General features: G+C 71.9%; 13 protein-coding genes. 6 read left to right on the forward strand and 7 right to left on the reverse strand.

Going from position 1 to position 16,953, the window contains the following annotated elements; translation table 11 throughout:
* Positions 1–21: 21 nt before the first annotated feature.
* The 3 genes from hisN to WME96_RS47015 form a co-directional block, all read right to left on the reverse strand.
* Entirely contained in the window at positions 22–819 is a 798-nt protein-coding gene (gene hisN / locus WME96_RS47005) for a histidinol-phosphatase (RefSeq protein WP_437288054.1), read from the reverse strand.
* Positions 820–914: 95 nt separating this feature from the next.
* Positions 915–1,952, reverse strand: a complete 1,038-nt coding sequence (locus WME96_RS47010; RefSeq protein ID WP_437288055.1) for an alpha/beta hydrolase — start codon at positions 1,950–1,952, stop codon at positions 915–917.
* Positions 1,953–2,065: 113 nt separating this feature from the next.
* Positions 2,066–3,133 carry a hypothetical protein gene (locus WME96_RS47015; RefSeq protein ID WP_437288056.1) on the reverse strand — a complete coding sequence of 356 codons (1,068 nt, stop codon included), beginning with the start codon at positions 3,131–3,133 and terminating at the stop codon, positions 2,066–2,068.
* Positions 3,134–3,506: 373 nt separating this feature from the next.
* On the opposite strand from WME96_RS47015, the gene htpG reads away from it, so the two are divergent.
* Positions 3,507–5,495 carry a molecular chaperone HtpG gene (gene htpG, locus WME96_RS47020; protein WP_437288057.1) on the forward strand — a complete coding sequence of 663 codons (1,989 nt, stop codon included), beginning with the start codon at positions 3,507–3,509 and terminating at the stop codon, positions 5,493–5,495.
* An 80-nt stretch (positions 5,496–5,575) separates the two neighbouring features.
* Complete coding sequence (locus WME96_RS47025; protein ID WP_437288058.1) at positions 5,576–6,595, forward strand: hypothetical protein; 1,020 nt, start codon at positions 5,576–5,578, stop codon at positions 6,593–6,595.
* Positions 6,596–6,684: 89 nt separating this feature from the next.
* Here the strand turns inward: WME96_RS47025 and WME96_RS47030 are convergent, their stop codons facing one another.
* Positions 6,685–7,545 carry a tetratricopeptide repeat protein gene (locus tag WME96_RS47030; RefSeq protein WP_061607258.1) on the reverse strand — a complete coding sequence of 287 codons (861 nt, stop codon included), beginning with the start codon at positions 7,543–7,545 and terminating at the stop codon, positions 6,685–6,687.
* A 183-nt stretch (positions 7,546–7,728) separates the two neighbouring features.
* Between WME96_RS47030 and efp the strand changes: the two genes are divergently transcribed.
* A complete protein-coding gene (gene efp, locus WME96_RS47035) occupies positions 7,729–8,292 on the forward strand; it encodes an elongation factor P (protein ID WP_061618946.1) in 564 nt (187 codons plus the stop codon).
* Between the two features lie 37 nt (positions 8,293–8,329).
* Here efp and WME96_RS47040 read toward each other — a convergent pair whose 3' ends face one another.
* Positions 8,330–10,270, reverse strand: coding sequence for a hypothetical protein (locus tag WME96_RS47040; protein WP_437288059.1), 1,941 nt, complete (start codon positions 10,268–10,270; stop codon positions 8,330–8,332).
* 190 nt (positions 10,271–10,460) lie between these two features.
* Here WME96_RS47040 and WME96_RS47045 point away from each other — a divergent pair, with 190 nt between their 5' ends.
* The 3 genes from WME96_RS47045 (at position 10,461) to chrA (ending at position 14,409) form a co-directional block, all read left to right on the forward strand.
* Entirely contained in the window at positions 10,461–10,664 is a 204-nt protein-coding gene (locus tag WME96_RS47045) for a DUF5522 domain-containing protein (RefSeq protein WP_061615806.1), read from the forward strand.
* A gap of 249 nt (positions 10,665–10,913) precedes the next feature.
* Positions 10,914–13,091 carry a VWA domain-containing protein gene (locus WME96_RS47050; RefSeq protein WP_437288060.1) on the forward strand — a complete coding sequence of 726 codons (2,178 nt, stop codon included), beginning with the start codon at positions 10,914–10,916 and terminating at the stop codon, positions 13,089–13,091.
* Positions 13,092–13,197: 106 nt separating this feature from the next.
* Positions 13,198–14,409 (forward strand): chromate efflux transporter, encoded by a 1,212-nt coding sequence (gene chrA, locus WME96_RS47055; RefSeq protein ID WP_437288061.1) that lies wholly within the window; start codon positions 13,198–13,200, stop codon positions 14,407–14,409.
* 5 nt (positions 14,410–14,414) lie between these two features.
* Here the strand turns inward: chrA and WME96_RS47060 are convergent, their stop codons facing one another.
* On the reverse strand, positions 14,415–15,605 hold the full coding sequence (locus WME96_RS47060; RefSeq protein ID WP_437288062.1) for a glycosyltransferase: 1,191 nt from the start codon (positions 15,603–15,605) through the stop codon (positions 14,415–14,417).
* An 88-nt stretch (positions 15,606–15,693) separates the two neighbouring features.
* On the reverse strand, positions 15,694–16,857 hold the full coding sequence (locus WME96_RS47065; RefSeq protein WP_437288063.1) for an acyl-CoA dehydrogenase family protein: 1,164 nt from the start codon (positions 16,855–16,857) through the stop codon (positions 15,694–15,696).
* Between the last annotated feature and the right edge of the window lie 96 nt (positions 16,858–16,953).

The following is a 16,953-nucleotide window of genomic DNA, read 5'->3' on the forward strand; positions in this document are numbered from 1 at the left end:
GCGCGCAGCCCTCAGCCCGCCTCAGCCATCGCCTCGCTCCGGACGGCCGGCGCGGAGCGCGGCGAGCACCTCGGCGTGGGCGCGCGGGTCGCCGGCGGCCACCACGTCCCCGGCGCTCGCGGCGTCGAGGGGGCGCCCCTCCCAGTCGGTCATGAGCCCTCCGGCGCCGGTGATCACGGGGACGAGCGCCGCGAAGTCATGGAGCTTGAGGCCGTGCTCGACGACGACATCGACGCAGCCGCTCGCCACGAGGCCGTACTGGTAACAGTCGCCCCCGTAGCTCACGAGCTTCGCCCGGGCCGCGACCGCCCCGAAGGCGCGCGCCGCCGCCGGCGAGAAGTACTGCGGCCCCGTCGTGGAGAGGCGCACCTCCGAGAGCCCCGCGCAGGCGCGGACGCGCGCCGGCTCGCCGTTCCACAGCGTCTCCCGGCCCACCACGCCGAGCCAGCGCTCCCCGAGCACGGGCTGATCGATGACGCCGAGCACGGGCCGCCCCCGGTGCAGCAGGGCGATGAGCGTGCCGAAGAGCGGCTTGCCCGTGATGAACGCCTTCGTCCCGTCGATGGGATCGAGCACCCACACGAGCTCCGCCCCCTCGTTCTCGCGGCCGAGCTCCTCTCCCACGATCCCGTGACCCGGGGCGCGCGCGGCGAGGATGTCCCGCAAGGCCGCCTCCGCCTCGCGGTCCGCGACCGTCACCGGGCTCGCGTCCTCCTTGTCGTCGGCCTCGATGCCCTTGCGGAAATAGCGCCGGATCACGGCGCCGCTCGCGTCCGCCAGCCGCTGGGCCAGATCGACAAGTTCCTGGGAAGGGGTCATCGTCTCCGTCCTCCTCGAGGTCCCCACGAGGCGAACCCGTGGGCGCGATCCAGTACGCGCGGCGCGCGCGCACCGCAACCGGCGCGGCGCGGCGCTCAGGCCCGGTGCGCAGACTCCCCATCACGCGGCGACGACTCCCGTGGACGTGGCGCCTGCGCGGCCCCCGACAGGCACGCTCGCAGGTACGATCCCAGCGTCTCGGCCCCCCGGGCGGCTTCAGGGTGGTACTCGGCGAGGACCGGTCCGTTGTGCGGCATGTCGCGCAGCACGTCGAGCGTCACGTCGACACGCGCCTCGCGGGCCCGCCGCGCGAGCTCCAGGCCCTCGTCATGGAGGCGCTCGGCGTCGCCGACCTGGATGAACAGCGACGCCACGCCGTCGAGCCGCGCGTGCAGCGGAGACAGCCGGGGGTCGTCGAGCGGGATCGCGCCCGCGAAGTCGCGCGCCTGGCGCAACAGGCCCTCCGTGGTCCCGTAATCGGTCGGCTCGTTCGCGCGCGTCGAGGCGCTGCTCGAGGTGAGGTCGAGCCAGGGAGAGACGAGCGCGGCGCAGCGCGCCTGCTCGCCCCGGTCGCGCAGCGCGAGCTGGGCCACGAGCGCGAGGTTGCCCCCGGCGGAGTCGCCCGCGAGCGCGATCTCCCCGGGCGCGTGGCCCCGCTCGACCAGCGCGTCGAAGGCGGCGAGCGCGTCGTCGAGCTGGGCGGGATAGCGATGCTCCGGCCCGAGCCGGTAGTCGATCCCCACCACGCGCGCGCCGCTCGCCAGCGCGAGCCGCGCCATCATGTCCGCGTGGGTCTTCGTGGAGCCGAACAGGTACGAGCCTCCATGAAAATAGAGGACGACCCCTCGAGCCATCGCGCCCGGCGGCTCGAACCACACCGCAGGGATGCCCCGCAACGTGTCGCCCGTTCGCTTGACGCGACGGACGGCCTTCCCGGGATAGAAGCGCGCGTCCATGTCGGCGCGCATCCTCGGATACGGCCAGCCGAGCATGTCGATGAAGTCGCGGCGGAGCGCCCGGACAACCCACTCGAAGCCGAAGCCCCAGCTCGGGCGAGCGGGCCCCCGGCGGGCGCGCTCGACGGCCGTCTCCACGAATGCGAGACTGAATATCCCCATGAGACGCAGCATCATGGCGAGAACCTTAGTGCGCGCTCCCCGCGGGCGCGTCGCTCTCGGAGCGCATCCGCTCGATGCTCCGCGCCGAGCTCGACGTCGCCGCCCCCCGGATCGAGAGCGCGGCGACGTCAGCCCCGCTTCCGCGGGTCGCCCCGGAGGATGGGGTAAGCCATCAGGAGGCTCAGCCACACCACCAGGAACTTGGGGTCGGCCAGCGTCTCGAACGGGATCTCGAACCGATCGTTCTGGGCCTCCGCCGCCTTGCGCTGCTGCGCCTCCGCGACCGCGGGGCTCACGACCTGGGGTAGCCGCTTCCCGCCGATCTCGGCGGTCGTGCCGCCCGACCCGGGCATCTTCGGCAGCAGCGTGCCCTCGGCGATCGCCCTCTCCTCCGGCGTGCGCGTCGCGACATCCGGGTCGATGATCACCGCCGCCGGCTCGAGCTCCTCGGGAAGCTCGGCGCCGGAAGGGTCCACCACCGGGCCCCGCGCGATCTCCTCCGGGCGATCCACCGGGATGTAGCGCGGCGCGACCTCGCCCGGCTTCCGGTCGCGGAGCTCGACCGTCACCCGGGTCGGGAGGTACACGCGCCGGACCTCCTCGACCGTCACGGTGTCCGTGGCGGACCCCGGCGGCGCGCCGGCGAGCTCGGGGACCTTCGCGCGCGCGGCGTCGATCGCCGCCTGCTCCGCGTCGATCGCGGCCTTGCATCTCGGGAGGGACGGATCGAAATCGAGGCCGACGGCGCTGTGACCCCCCCTGGTCAGCTCGGGCTTCGCCGTGCACTCCTGGAGCACCCGCTCCGCGACCGCGTCGTCCTCCCGGTGCAGCAGCGCGAGCGCGAGCTCCGTGCGACCGTCGATGCCGTTCGCGATCTCCGGCCGGGCCACGTAGCGGTACCGCACGCGGAGCGCGACGTCGCGCTGCCCCGTGGCCGTGTCGACGACGGTGACGGCTTCCTTGACGAAGAGGTCCGTGGTCGCGCCCTGGACCTCGCGCCGGCTCACCATCACCCGGGAGCGCCGCAGCCCCGTGAACAGGGAGCGCGTCTGCGCCCGCACGCGCTCGAGGATCTTGAAATCGCTCGTCTCCGTGGGGACGTAGAGATAACCCTCGAACTGGAGCAAGGCGGGAGGGCGCTTCGCGTCCGCACCGGCCGTCGCCTTGCCCCGGTCGCCGCACCCCGCGAGCGCCAAGATCCCGATTGTCGGGACAAGACGGAGTACTGCACGGAGAAGTGCTACCACAACAGATTTCCCCGACGGCGTGGGTGCAACCTCCGTGAATCTAGCGCCCCTGCCCCCCCGAAGAAACCCAAACCCTCCAGAAAAGCCGAGCGTACATGCGGGGATCGGGGACAGCGACCTCGACGTGAGAGGCCAGGCGCGCAGCGTCCGACCTCGGCGCAGATCGCGACCCGGGTGACCCGGTGAGCCCCGACCCCTGGCCTGGGAGCGCCGCGGCAGGCGAGCGCGGAGATGGGCGGGGCCCGGGGGCGCGGTAGGGGTGTCGCTCGACGGCGCGTCAGGGGATTGCCGTTTCGAAAATCGGATCCATTTGGTCGCCGAGATGAACACGGAAAGCCAGAACCCCGAAACCAGCGGACCCACGCCCTCTGCCCAGCCCTCGGGCGCGGAGCCGGGCTCCCCGCCTCCCGCGCCGCCCACGTCCGATGAGGCCAGGGCGGCCGGGGCCGTCGAGCTCCCCTTCCAGGCCGAGGTGCAGCAGGTCCTCGCGCTGGTCATCAACTCGCTTTACGCCAACCAGGAGGTCTTCCTGCGCGAGCTCATCTCGAACGCGTCGGACGCCCTGGACAAGGCGCGCTTCCTGGCCCTCACGCGCGAGGGCGTCGCCGAGCAGGCGGGCGAGCCCGCGATCCTCATCACGCTCGACGACGCCGCCCGGACCCTCACCATCGAGGACAACGGCATCGGCATGACCCGCGACGAGGTGGTGGAGAACCTCGGCACCATCGCGCGCTCGGGGTCGCTGGAGTTCCTGAAGGCCAACGCCGAGGCCGCGAAGCAGAAGAAGGAAGGCGGCAAGCTGCAGCTCATCGGCCAGTTCGGCGTCGGCTTCTACGCCGCGTTCATGGTCGCCTCGCGCGTCGACGTGCAGACCCGCTCGATGCTGCCGGGCGCCGAGCCCGTCCTGTGGCGGTCGGCCGGCGCGGGCTCCTTCACCGTGGCCCCCGGCGATCGCGAGCACCCCGGCACGAAGATCGTCCTCCACCTCAAGGAGGACGCGCGCGAGTACACGAAGGCCTGGCGCGTCAAGGAGATCATCCGCAAGTACTCCGACTTCGTCCACTTCCCCATCAAGGTGAACGACGAGGTCGCGAACCGCTCGGCCGCGCTCTGGACGCTGCCCAAGTCGCAGATCACCGAGGAGCAGCACGCCGAGTTCTTCCGGCACGTGACCGGCGGCTACGAGGGGGAAAAGCCGCTGCTCACCGTGCACCTGTCGATCGACGCGCCGGTGCAGTTCCACGCGCTGCTCTACGTGCCCGAGAAGGCGCCGGCGGACATGTTCCACAAGGACCGCAGGGCGATCCGCCTCTACGCGAAGCGGGTCCTCATCGTCGAGGACTGCGACAAGCTCACGCCGATGTACCTGCGCTTCCTGCGCGGCGTCGTCGACTCCGAGGATCTGTCGCTGAACGTCTCGCGTGAGATGCTCCAGGAGAACCGCACGCTCTCGCAGATCGAGCAGCAGATCGTCAAGCAGGTGCTCAAGGCGCTGAAGGACCTCTCCGAGTCGGACCCCGAGCGCTACGCGACCTTCTGGAAGGAGTTCGGCCGGGTCATCAAGGAAGGCGCCACCAGCGACTGGAAGAACAAGGACGCGATCGCCGAGCTCTGCCGGTTCGAGTCGATGAATACCGAGGCCGGCAAGGTGATCTCGCTGCGCGACTACGTGGAGAAGATGCCGGACGGGCAGAAGGAGATCTATTACGTGACGGGGCTCGGCCGCCGCGCGGTCGAGCAGAGCCCGCACCTCGAGGCGTTCCGGAAGCGCGGCTACGACGTGCTGTTCCTCGTCGATCCGGTCGACGAGTGGTTCGTGAAGGCGCTGAACGAGTTCGACAAGCGCCGGCTCAAGAGCGTGACGCACGGCGACGTCGACCTCGGCGGCGAGCCGGAGAAGAAGGACGAGCCCGAGGCGTCGGTGGACGCGGCCGTGGCGGCGGTCAAGGCGGCGCTGGGCGACCGCGTGAAGGACGTGCGCGTCTCGCGGCGCCTGACCGACAGCGCGAGCTGCCTCGTCGCCGCCGAGGGCGACCCAGGGGCGAACCTCGAGCGGATCATGAAGCTCATCGACCAGAACACCGAGGAGTCGAAGCGGATCCTGGAGCTCAACCCGGGGCACCCGGTCGTGAAGAACCTCAACATCCTGGCCGGGCGCGAGCCCGATTCGGAGCGGGTGAAGCAGTGGTCCGAGCTGCTCCTCGACCAGGCCCTCCTCGTCGAGGGCGTGGTGCAGGAGCCGGCGAAGCTCGTCCGGCGCATCCAGGACCTGCTCGCGCAGGTGAGCACCGCGGCGGTCGGCGGCCAGTAGCCCCCGCCCTGGCCGTTTCTTGGCCCTGATCCGGCGCGTGGTGTACGCGCGCCGGGGTGGCATCGGACGAGGACGGCAGGTTGTCCCGCTTCGCAGCGCCCGCGCTCGGCCGCCGGGCGTTCCTCCGGGCGCTCGGGGTGGCGGGCGGCGCCGCGGCGGCGCCGGGGCTCTGGGACCCGGCGCCGGCGCTCGCCGCGGCGTCGAGGGTGAAGGGGGTAGAGACCTCCGCGATCGGCGTGACGCTGAAGCTCGAGCTGTCGCAGGCGCCGTTCCCCTGCGACGGCGCGCCGTACCGGGACGAGACGGTGATGGTCTTCGTGCCGGCCCACTACCGCGCGCCGGAGAGCGGTGAGCTCGACCTCGTGATGCACTTCCACGGCCACGTCACCACCGCGGAGCGGGCCATCGCGGCGCACAAGCTCCGCGAGCAGCTCCACGAGAGCAAGCAGAACGCGGTGCTCGTCGTGCCGCAGGGCGCGGTGAACGCGGCCGAGTCGCCCCCGGGCAAGCTGGGGCAGCAGGGCGGCCTCCGGCGCCTCTGCGGCGAGCTCGCGGCGGTGCTCTCGAGCCCCGCGGCGCGGCGGGCGCTCGGCGACGCTGCCGTCCCGCGGCAGGCGAGGCTCGGCATGCTCTGCCTGTCGGCGCACTCGGGCGGATACCGCGTCGCGGCCGCGTGCCTCCGCCACGGCGGCTGCGAGGTGAACGAGGTGTACCTCTTCGACGCGCTGTACGGCGAGGTCGACGCGTACCGCGACTGGGTGCTCGAGCGGAAGGACCGGTCGGGGCGCGAGAGGCACAAGCTGATCAGCCACTTCGTCGCGGGCGACGTGCGGCGGCTGAACCTGGAGCTCGCGCGCGCGCTCGAGGCGCAGGGGGTCTCGTGCCTGCACGAGCGCCGCCCGGGCGAGCTCACGCGCAAGCAGCTCCTGAGCGGCCGCGCGATCTTCATCCACGCCCCCATCGCGCACAGCGCGGTGACCTTCGAGCAGAACGCGTTTCGCGATTGCCTGTTCGCGTCAGGCTTCCGCCGCCAGCTCCGGTCGAGCTGGTTCGAGAAGCAGGACGAGCCGCGGCGGATCGACGTGCGCTCCCGGTCCTGAGGCCGGCGCCCGCGTCGCGCGGCGCGGCGCGCGCCCGGGCAGCGCCGGCCGGCGCCGGCCAACGCCCGATGCGCGCTGCGCGGCGCGCGTCAGTGCCGGAGCGATACGTCGGCCAGCGCGAGGCGCGCGTCGTTGATGAACGCGCTGTCCGGGAAGCGGCGAATGAACGAGCGCAGCGTCGTCTTCGCGTCGTTCCAGGCCTGGATGTCGAGGAGGCACTCGGCGAGGAGGAAGGTCGCGTCGTCCATGACCTCGCGGTCGGGCGACGCCTCGGAGAGCGTCATGAGCAGCGGGATCGCGTCGCGCTGCCGGTTCAGCCTGCGGTAGGCGCGCGCCAGGTTGAGCCGGGCCGAGGGGGTGTGCGACGCCGTCTCCTTCTGGCGGATCGCGTCCTCGAAGGCGACCGCGGCCTCGTGCCAGCGGCCCGTCCGCATGTGATCGAGGCCCGTCTGGTACGACTTGATCGAGAGCTCCGACCGCGCCTTGTCGACCGCGTCCGTGAAGAACGCGAGCTCGGCCCGGGTGAGCGGCGCCTTCCGCAGCGCCTCGAAGCCCTCGATCACCTCCTGCCGCCGCTCGGCACGGATGAGCTCGTAAAACGCCGCGGCGTCGCTCTCGGCCTTGGCCCGCGCGTCGCTCCGCTGCTGCATTTCCTTGAGATCGGCCTCGTGCTTCGCGATGCGGTCGCGCGCGCCCTTGGTCTCGGCCTGGACGGCGTCGACGCGCGCGTCCCAGGCGAGCTTGACCACGCCGATCACCACGATCACGAAGAGCAGGTTCGCGCTCGCGCTGTTCCAGAAGGCGCGCCGCTCGTACGCCATCTGGCGCTTGGAGATGCTCTTCAGATCGGCGGCGAGGGCGTTCGTGAGGTTGTTCGTCTTGATGATGAGCCCACGGGACTCCACGATCTCACGCTTGATCTCCCGGAGCTCGTCGTCGAAGTCGTGCATTTTCAGGTCCTGAAACCGCGCCCTGTGCAGGGGGCCGCGCTCGTGCTAAGGGGGCCGCGCACGCGGTCCCCGACCGCGCCCGGAACGCCGCGAACGCGGACGCCCGAGCCGCGCCAGGGGGCCGCGCCCGCGGTCCCCGGCCTCGCCGACAGGCCGCCCTTACGCTACCAGGAAGCTCTGCCCATGGACACAAGCGACATCCGAAAAGGCCTCAAGATGATGGTCGACGGCCAGCCCTACTCGGTCATCGACTTCCAGTTCGTCAAGCCGGGAAAGGGGCAGGCGTTCACCCGCGTCAAGATCCGGAACATGGCGACCGGCGCCGTGCTGGAGCGGACGTACAAATCGGGTGAGAAGCTGGAGCCGGCGGACGTGGAAGAGCGCAGCCTCCAGTACATCTATCCCGAGGGCACGGACTTCGTGTTCATGGACCCGGCCACCGGCGAGCAGCTCACCGTCCCCGGCGAGAAGATCGGCGAGGACTCCCAGTGGCTGAGCGACGGGATGTCGATCGACGTGACCCTGTTCAACGGGCAGCCGATCGGCGTCAGCATGCCCCCTCACGTGGTGCTCCAGATCGTGAGCAGCGAGCCGGGCGTGAAGGGCGACACGGCGAGCGGCGCCACCAAGCCCGCCACGGTGTCGACCGGCGCGACGGTCAACGTCCCGCTCTTCGTGAAGGAGGGCGAGTGGATCAAGATCGACACGGCCGAGGGCAAGTACCTGGAGCGCGTCAACAAGGGCTGATCCTCGGCTGACCCCCGGGCCGACGTGCCGCCGGGGGTCACTTCGCCTCGAAGATCACCGCAGCCGCGCCGACGACGCACGCGACGCGGGCTCCCCCGTTGGCCGGCGCGCACGCCGTCGCCTGCGCGAGGTCGCCGCCCGACCAGAGGCGCGCGGCGCCGCCCGCCGTCGCGACGAGGAGCCCGCCGGCGGCTGGGACCGCGAGCGTGGCGCCGTCGGGCGACCGCGGCGCGCCCTGCGGGGCGGGCGTGGTGAGCGGGAACGACAGCGCGGCCGACGTCGGCGCGGCGGCGCGCAGGTCGATCGAGACCAGCGCGGCGCCGAGGGCGATGTCGAAGCCGCGCTCGGACGCGGCGAGCGGGGCGAAGGGCAGCTTCTCGGTCCCGGCGCAGCGCTCGGGCGAGGCCGCGCGGGCGCGAGGGCCCTGGGCGCGGAGCAGCGGGAGCGGGACCTCCATCTCGCCGACGGCGTCGGGGGAGCTGCGGAACAGCGCGAGCAGCGTGGGCGCGTCGCAGCGCCGCTCGACGGCGACGAGCTCCGCCGGGCCGGCGTGGACCGCCGCGGGCCAGGGCGGGACGTCGGTCGCCGACTCGGTGGACGCCGCGGGGTCGACGCGCACGACGCCCTGCGCGGTCCGGACGAGCAGCGCGCCGCTCGCCTCGAACGCGAGCGGGCCGAAGGCGCCGCGGCCGGCCGGCTGCGGCGCGGCGGCGGTGCGGTACACGGCGGCGGCCGTCGCCGGCGGCGCGAGCTTCGCGAGGAGCCTGGCGTCCTCCTTGGCGCGGGGCTCGGCGCCCCCGCGGTCGAGCGCCGCGATCGCCGCGAGCGGCGCGCCCCGCGTGGACGCGGCGACGGCCTCGGCGTGGTCGATCGCCTCCGCGAGGCCCGGCTCCCCGCAGCGCACGGGGCCGACGCCCGTCCAGACGAGCGCCTCGCCCGCGCGCGCGGCGTCGCGGCCGGCGCTCGCGCCGCCGCCGCCCGCGGCGTCGGCGCAGAGGACGGCGTGGAGCCGGCGCAGCCGCTGTGCGGCGGCGGCCACCGACGGCGCGGTGGACTTGCCGCGCGCGTCGCGGAGCAGGGAGGCGGCGAGGCCGCGCAGCGCCTCGCCGGGCTGCGCCGCGTCGCGCGACAGGCCGGCGGGGCGATCGAGGAAGACCAGCGGGACGCGGAGCTCGGCGGCGGCGCCCTTGGCGGCGGGGGCGGAGAAGGGGCGGAGCGCGCCCGCGAGGCCGACCGACACGACGAGGTCGTCGCGGCCGTCCGCGTCGCGGTCGACGACCTCGAGGGAGGCGGAGAGCGCCTCCTCGGGCGGCGGGGTCCGGAGGCGGAGCTCCAGGGCGAGCTCCGGCGGCGCGCCCGCGCCGGGGAGGCGGAGCACCGCGATCCAGCGCGTGGCGCCCGCGCTGGCGGCGCGCTGCGGATCGCCGCACTGCGGGGCGAAATCGAAGGTGAGCGCGGACGGGCCGATCTGGCTCAGGCCGACGCGCGGGGCGCACCCCTGCGCGGCGAGATCGCCCGGGAGCGCGGCGAGCGTGCGCAGCGCCTGCGGCCGCGCGGCGGGCGCGAACAGGAGCTCGCCGCGCAGGCCGTCGGGCGACCGCGCCCAGGCGACGAGGTCGCGCGCGCCGTCCCCGTCGGCGTCGAGGAGGAGCCCGGCCTCGAAGGTGCGGCCGGTCGGCGCGGCGACCACGGCGCCGCCCTCGAGCGGCCACTGCTTGCCGCCCGCGGGCGCAGGGACGCTGGGCACGACCGCGAAGCGGGGCGAGGCGGCGGCGTCCTGGTCGCCGGCGTCGGCCTCGGGGCCGGCGTCGGCCGCGCCGGGGGCCACGCCGCTCAGCGGGGGCGGCGAGCCGGCGGGCGTCGCCGAGCCGAGCGTGTAGGGCGTGTACGGCTTGGAGCTCGGGCAGCCGTCGCAGCCGGTCGCGGCGAGGAGCGGGAGCAGGGCGCGGAGGAGCTTCGAGCAGGATCGATCGGGCATCGCAGGCGGACCAGCCGTTGAAGGCGAGGTACGGCGGGCGGCGCAGGCGTAGCACGGGAGGCGCGCGGACGTCGCGGCGCCGGCGTCCTCGCCCTCGCGCGCGCGAGGACGTGGTTGACGATGAGGGCGGGGACGGAGGGAGGGCCCGATGGCGCCCGTGGGCATTTCAGAGTAGCTTGATCGAGGGTAGATGCGCGGGCCGAAACCTCCCAAGGCGATCGAGGGCGAGGACTATTACCTCGAGGGAGGCCGGGTGGTTTTCAAGGCGTCGTATCACCTGAAGCGCGGATACTGTTGCAACTCGAAGTGCCGCCATTGCCCTTACCGGGAAGAGGCGCCGGCGCCGGCGGGGGAAGCGGTGACCGTCATGGTGCCTCGCGTGAAACTTCTCTGAAGCACAGGCGGCGGTAAGGTCGCGGTCGAGCGCTTGCGGCGGAGGCGCCCTGCGTTCCGTTGCCAGCGCATCAGGCGACATCTCGGCCGCTGCCGGAGAGGCGCGCGTTCCGCCGGTCCGCGCTGATCTCTCCGCGGCGATCCACCGGGCTGTCGAAGGCAGAGAGGGCACGCTCGCCATGGAATGTGGGTTGATCCGGATTGAGCGAAGGGTCTAGGATTTTGCACCCACATTCGCGCAGGAGTTCCTATGCGTCGCAGTCTTCGCCCTCTCCTCTACAGCCTCTTGCTCGCGGTGCCGCTCGGCTGCAACGCCGCGTCGAACGACAAGCTGCCGACGCCGGCCACGACGACCGGCGAGCCGTCGCCGAAGGTCGAGGACACGGACGAGGACGGCATCAGCGACGAGGACGAAGGGCGCATCGACGCGATCGACACGGATGGTGATGGGGAGCTGGACTTCGAGGACACCGACTCGGACAACGATGGGATACCCGACAAGGTCGAGGGCGCTGTCCGGCCAGGGCAAATGACGCTGCCGGACAGCGACGACGACGGGGTGCCCGACTTCCGGGACGAGGACTCCGACGGGAACGGGATCCCCGACGGGGAGGAGGGCGACGACGATCTCGACGACGACGGTCTGCCCGATTACGCGGACCTCGACGACGACGGCGATGGCCTCTCTGACAAGCTGGAGATCGGCCCGGACCTGTCGGATCCGATCAACACCGACGGCGACAGGCGGCCTGACTTCCGCGACACCGACTCGGACAACGACGGCATCCTGGATCGCTTCGAGCGGGAGCTCGACGCCGACAACGACGGGATCCCGGCGTTCCGCGATCTCGACTCGGACGACGATTGCCGGCCCGACGAGGTCGAGCGGGGCGACGGCGATCCCGACATGCCGCCGGTCGACAGCGACCTCGACGGCGGGGGCGATTTCTTCGATCTGGACAGCGACAACGACGGCCTGCTCGACCAGCTCGAGGACATCAATTGCGACGGCGTGCTCGATCCGGGGGAGTCCAGCACCGCGAGCGAGGACACGGATGAGGACGGGGTGAGCGACCTCATCGAGCTCGCGGCCGGCACGAACCCGAACGACGATCTGGACAACCCCCACGCCAACGGGGATTTCGTGTTCGTGGTGCCGTATCGGGACGATCCGACGCCGGCGCAGGACACGCTCGACTTCTCGACCAACATCTCGCAGGCGGACGTGGTGTTCGCGATGGACACCACCGGCTCGATGAGCGGCTCGATCTCGAACCTGCAGCACGCGCTCCAGGAGATGATCGATCAGCTCGCCGAGGAGATCCCGAGCATCGGCATCGGCGTGACCCATTACAAGGACTTCCCGATCTCCCCGTACGGGGATACCTCCGATCAGCCGTTCTTCCTGGAGCACCGGGTGATGAGCGTGCTCACGCCGGCAGGGCGGGCATCGGTGCAGGACGCGGTGGACTCCCTCAGGGCGAGCGGCGGCAATGATCTGCCGGAGAGCGGCTGGGAGGCCCTTTATCAGATCGCGCACGGGACGGGCACGACCGAGGGGGACGCCGAGGTGCCTGCGTTCAACCCGATGACCGCGCCGCCGGGCGCGGTCCCGGCGGGCGAGACGGTGGGGACCCTCGGCGGCGTCGGCTTCCGCACCGGCTCGCTGCCCATCGTGGTGATGATCACCGACGTGCCGAGCCACAACGGCACGATACCGGGCAACAACTACTCCAGGCTCTCGTCGCCGAACTACACGCAGGCGCTCAGCTCGATCACCAGCCTGGGCGGCCGCGTCATCGGCATGGTGACGAACACCTCCGACGGGGGCCAGGCCAAGGCCGACCTCACGGCCGGCGCGCTCGCGACCGGCTCGGTGGTTCCCCCGACGGCGTGGGGGCCGGAGGGCATGCGCCCGCCGCAGTGCGCGGTCGGCCAGTGCTGCACCGGCGAGAACGGCAAGGGCGTGACGGCGACGAACGGCAAGTGCCCCCTCGTGTTCGTGGTCTCCAGCAGCGGCACCGGCCTGAACCTGGCTGTCGTGCAGGCGATCAAGGTGCTCACGACCTACGTCACGCTCGACATCTCGGCGGCGGCGGAGGACGACGAGAGCGACACGATCGACGCCGTGAGCGCCTTCGTCGACAGGATCATCGCCAACAACCTGGCCCCGGAGCCCTGCACCTCCGGGCTCAGGGTCATCGACAAGAACCTCGACGCCGTCGCGGACACCTTCACCAACGTCTTCCCGGGGCCGACGGTCTGCTTCGACGTGCTCCCGAAGATCAACGTCTCGGTGCCTCCCACGGAGGAGCCGCAGATGTTCACGGCGAACATCGTCGTCACCGGCGACGGCGTGACCACGCTCAGCACCCGCAAGGTGTTCTTCCTCGTCCCGCCGGAGATCCCGCCGCCGCCCGTCAACTGACGCGCCGCCGGCGGCCGCTGGCCGCGCCCGGGGCCGCCGGGAGGGCTCGCCCTCGGCGGCTCGCTGGAGGCGCGGCGGCGCCCGTTTTCAGGTAAAAAGACGGCCCATGGGTGAAGGCCTGGCCAGCGACGGAGCCCGGGCGCCCGGGCAGGCGCGCGGCGCGGCGCTCCGGGAGCTCGCGTGGCTCTTTCTCCGGCTGGGGACCACGGCCTTCGGGGGCCCTGCCGCCCATGTCGCGATGATGGAGGACGAGGTGGTCCGCCGGCGCGGCTGGATGACGCGCGAGGACTTCCTCGATCTCTATGGCGCGACGAACCTGATCCCGGGGCCCAGCTCGACCGAGCTCGCGATCCACATCGGACACCGCCAGGCCGGATGGGCGGGGCTGCTCGTGGCCGGCAGCTGCTTCATCTTCCCGGCGGCGCTGATCACGCTCGGCTTTGCGTGGGGCTATGTCCGGTTCGGCGCGGTGCCGGAGATGTCAGCGCTCCTCTACGGGGTGAAGCCGGTGATCATCGCCGTGGTGGTCCAGGCGCTCTTCGGTCTCGGCCGCGCCGGCTTGCGCTCGACGCCCTCGCTCGTCCTCGCGGCGCTCTGCGCTGGCGCCATCCTGCTCGGGGTCCACGAGCTCGCGGTCCTGGCCGGCGCCGGCGCGCTCGCCGTGGCGCACCGGCTCGCCGCCGGGCGCTCCGCCGGCCCCTCTGCCGGCGCGGCGGCCGCCGTCCCGCTCGCCGGCGGCGCGGCCGTCCCGCTCGCCGGCGGCGCCGCCGCGACGGCCGCCGTGGCGAGCGCGCCGTTCGGGCTCCTGCCGCTGTTCCTGTTCTTCCTCAAGGTCGGCTCGGTCCTCTTCGGGAGCGGCTACGTGCTCCTCGCGTTTCTCCGCGCCGATCTCGTGGAGCGGTACCGGTGGATGACGGAGGCGCAGCTCCTCGACGCTGTCGCGGTCGGCCAGGTGACGCCCGGTCCCGTCTTCACCACGGCGACGTTCATCGGCTATCTCCTCGGCGGGATTCCGGGCGCTCTCGTCGCCACGGCGGGCATCTTCGTTCCGGCGTTCTTCTTCGTCGCGCTGAGCGGCCCGCTGATCCCCCGCCTCCGTCGATCTGCCGTGGCCTCGGCCTTCCTCGACGGCGTGAACGCCGCGTCGCTCGCGCTGATGGCGGTCGTCTCCTACCGCCTCGCCCGGGCCGCGGTGGTCGACTGGCTCACCGCCGCCCTTGCCCTCCTCGCGGCGCTCCTCCTGGTCCGTTACCGCGTGAGCTCGCTCTGGCTCATCGTGGCCGGCGCCGCCCTCGGCATCGCCTCGGTCCACCTCTGAGCCCGTTACCTGGCCGGCGACCGCAAGGAAGCCGGCTCTTCCGCCGCCGCCAGCTCCGACCCCGCCCCGATGGTGAACGCGTTCCCCCGCCAGGCGACCCGCCGGTTCGCGTGAGCGTTCAGCCAGCAGAAGAACCAGCACAGCGTGCGCAGCGGCTCCGCGGCCACCAGCGCCAGGTTGGAGCGCGTCGGCCGCAGCGATCTCAGCGCCAGGAACGTCCCCAGGCTCTGCAGCGCCCAGGCGAACAACCAGATCTCCAGCGCGAGGCGCGTCGGGCTGAGCAGCACGGTCAGCCAGGCGATCAGCAGCGGCGAGTTGAGCGGCTCCATCACGAAGCAGCGCGGAGCGAGCGCGCGCCGCATCTTCGCCCAGCGGGTGTGCCGATCCAGCGTGCGCATGAGCGAGCAGCTCGTGTTGCGGTTCTCGATCGGATCCAGGCAGAGCTCGACCACGAACCCGCACGCGCTGAAGCGCTGCCCGAGCACGTCGTCCTCCGCCAGCACGCTGGCCACGCCCTCGAACCCTCCCACCCGCTCGAGATCGACCCGCCGCATCGCCATCGATTTGCCCACGCTGATCGCCCGCCCCGCGAGCTCGGCCGCCGCGACGACCCCGGGCGCGATGAACGACCCGAGCTGCGCGTTCTCGACCACCGCGCCGAGCGTGCGCTCCCCCGTGCCCACGACCACGCTCGAGACGAGCCCCACGCCGGGCCGCATCAAGATCGACAGCAGCGACTGGAGATAGTCCGGGCGGACACGCACGTTGGCGTCCGAGATGACGAGGACGCTGCCCTCCGCCCTGCGCTCGAGCTCGAGGAGCTGCGCCACCTTCGGGTTCAACGCCTCGCTCGGGTCCGTCAGGCAGAGCCTTGCCCGCACCTCGGGGTGCGCCGCGATGAAGGCCTGGATCACCGGCACCGCCGGGTCCTCGCGCGAGGCGACGCCGAAGACGAGCTCGTAACATGGATAGTCGAGGTGGGCGAAGGACTCGATATTGCTGGCGAGCTCATCGTCCACGCCGGCCACCGGCTTGAGGATGCTGACGAGCGGGGTCGCGCCGAGCGGCCTCGGCGCGCCGCGGCGCGCCTTGAAGCGATGCCGCGTGAGCCTCCACTGGAAGGAGGCCTGAAGCGTCGCATAGATGATGGATGACAGCGCCGTCGGCGCGACCGTCGCCAGATCTCCCCAATCCATGGATGGCGATGCTGACGGAGACGCGTGGCGTCTCGATGGCCGGACCGCAAATCCAGCGCTGCCTTTTCGCGACCGAGGCGTGACAGCGTCAGCTCATGCGGCCGATCAGCTCCCGGGTGATGTTCTTCTGATGGGACTCGAGCGTGCCGCCGCCGATCTCGAGCAGCTTGGCGTCCCGGAAGAACCGCTCCACCTTGTATTCGGTGCAGTATCCCCAGCCGCCGAGCACCTGCATGGCGTTGTCCGCCACCTCCTTGCCGACCGGCGCCGCGAAGAGCTTCGCCGCGTCCGTCCCGAGCCGGTTCCGCCGATCGGGGCTGACGTTGCGCGCCACCGAGTAGATGAGCGCGCGCGCCGCCTCGGTCTTCGCGTAGCTCTCCGCGATGTAGCGCTGGATCTGCCCGTGCTCCGCGATCGGCTTGCCGAAGCTCCTTCGCTCGCCGGCGTACTGGATCATGATGTCCAGACAGCGATCCGCGATCCCGAGGCTCATGGCGGCCAGGGTGAGGCGCTCCAGCTCGAGGTTCCTCATCATGTTGCGGATCCCGCCGCCCTCCGGGCCAAGGACGTTCCGGGCGGGCACGACGCAATCGTCGAAGATGAGCTCGCTCATCGTGCTCGCCCGCATTCCCATCTTCGGGGTCTTCTCGTCGGTCGAGAAGCCGGGGAACCCCCGCTCCACCACGAAGGTGGTGATCCTGCCCTCGATCGTCGCGTAGACGAGGAAGATCTTGGCCTCCGGGGCATTGGTGATGAGCGCCTTACGCCCTTTCAGGACGTACCGGTCCCCGTCGCGACGGGCGAACGTCTTCATGCCGAGCACGTCTGTCCCGCTCGAGGGCTCGGTCATGCCCATCGCGCCGATCCACTCGCCGGAGAGCACCTTGGGCAGGTAGCGCGCGCGTTGCTCGTCGTTGCCGGCGTGGAAGAAGTTGTTCACGAACAGCATCGCGTGGGCGAGGTACGCGAGCGTGAACCCGGGGTCGCTCTTCGCGAGCTCGTGGTGGACGATCACGGCGGCGAGCGCGTCCATGCCCGCGCCTCCGTATTCCGCGGGTACGGTCACGCCGAGCAGGCCGAGCTCGCCCAGCCGCTGCATCAAGGGGACGTTGAGGCTGGCGGTGCGGTCGTGGTCGTCGGCCTGCGGCTCGACGACCTCGCGGGCGAAATCGCGCACCATCTGCCGCAGCATCCGGTGCTCTTCCGTCGGGTTTTCTAGATCGCTTTCCATGGCGGAGGATGACGCGCTCATCACGGCCCAACGTAGCACGTGAAAGCGCGCGCCCGCGACGGCGTGGCACGCGATTCGCTTCATCCCTGGACGAACCCTGTCGAGAGGGGCCGAATG

This window comes from Sorangium sp. So ce406, assembly GCF_051474675.1.
GTDB classification, from domain to species: Bacteria; Myxococcota_A; Polyangia; order Polyangiales; family Polyangiaceae; genus Sorangium; species Sorangium cellulosum_G.

Bases quoted from the DNA above. Each gene is read 5' to 3' on its own strand.
- WME96_RS47060 (WP_437288062.1), bottom strand. From the start codon at position 15,605: ATGGATTGGGGAGATCTGGCGACGGTCGCGCCGACGGCGCTGTCATCC.
- WME96_RS47045 (WP_061615806.1), top strand. From the start codon at position 10,461: ATGCGCGGGCCGAAACCTCCCAAGGCGATCGAGGGCGAGGACTATTAC.
- WME96_RS47050 (WP_437288060.1), top strand. From the start codon at position 10,914: ATGCGTCGCAGTCTTCGCCCTCTCCTCTACAGCCTCTTGCTCGCGGTG.
- WME96_RS47010 (WP_437288055.1), bottom strand. From the start codon at position 1,952: ATGATGCTGCGTCTCATGGGGATATTCAGTCTCGCATTCGTGGAGACG.
- efp (WP_061618946.1), top strand. From the start codon at position 7,729: ATGGACACAAGCGACATCCGAAAAGGCCTCAAGATGATGGTCGACGGC.
- htpG (WP_437288057.1), top strand. From the start codon at position 3,507: ATGAACACGGAAAGCCAGAACCCCGAAACCAGCGGACCCACGCCCTCT.
- WME96_RS47065 (WP_437288063.1), bottom strand. From the start codon at position 16,857: ATGAGCGCGTCATCCTCCGCCATGGAAAGCGATCTAGAAAACCCGACG.
- chrA (WP_437288061.1), top strand. From the start codon at position 13,198: ATGGGTGAAGGCCTGGCCAGCGACGGAGCCCGGGCGCCCGGGCAGGCG.
- WME96_RS47040 (WP_437288059.1), bottom strand. From the start codon at position 10,270: ATGCCCGATCGATCCTGCTCGAAGCTCCTCCGCGCCCTGCTCCCGCTC.
- WME96_RS47030 (WP_061607258.1), bottom strand. From the start codon at position 7,545: ATGCACGACTTCGACGACGAGCTCCGGGAGATCAAGCGTGAGATCGTG.
- hisN (WP_437288054.1), bottom strand. From the start codon at position 819: ATGACCCCTTCCCAGGAACTTGTCGATCTGGCCCAGCGGCTGGCGGAC.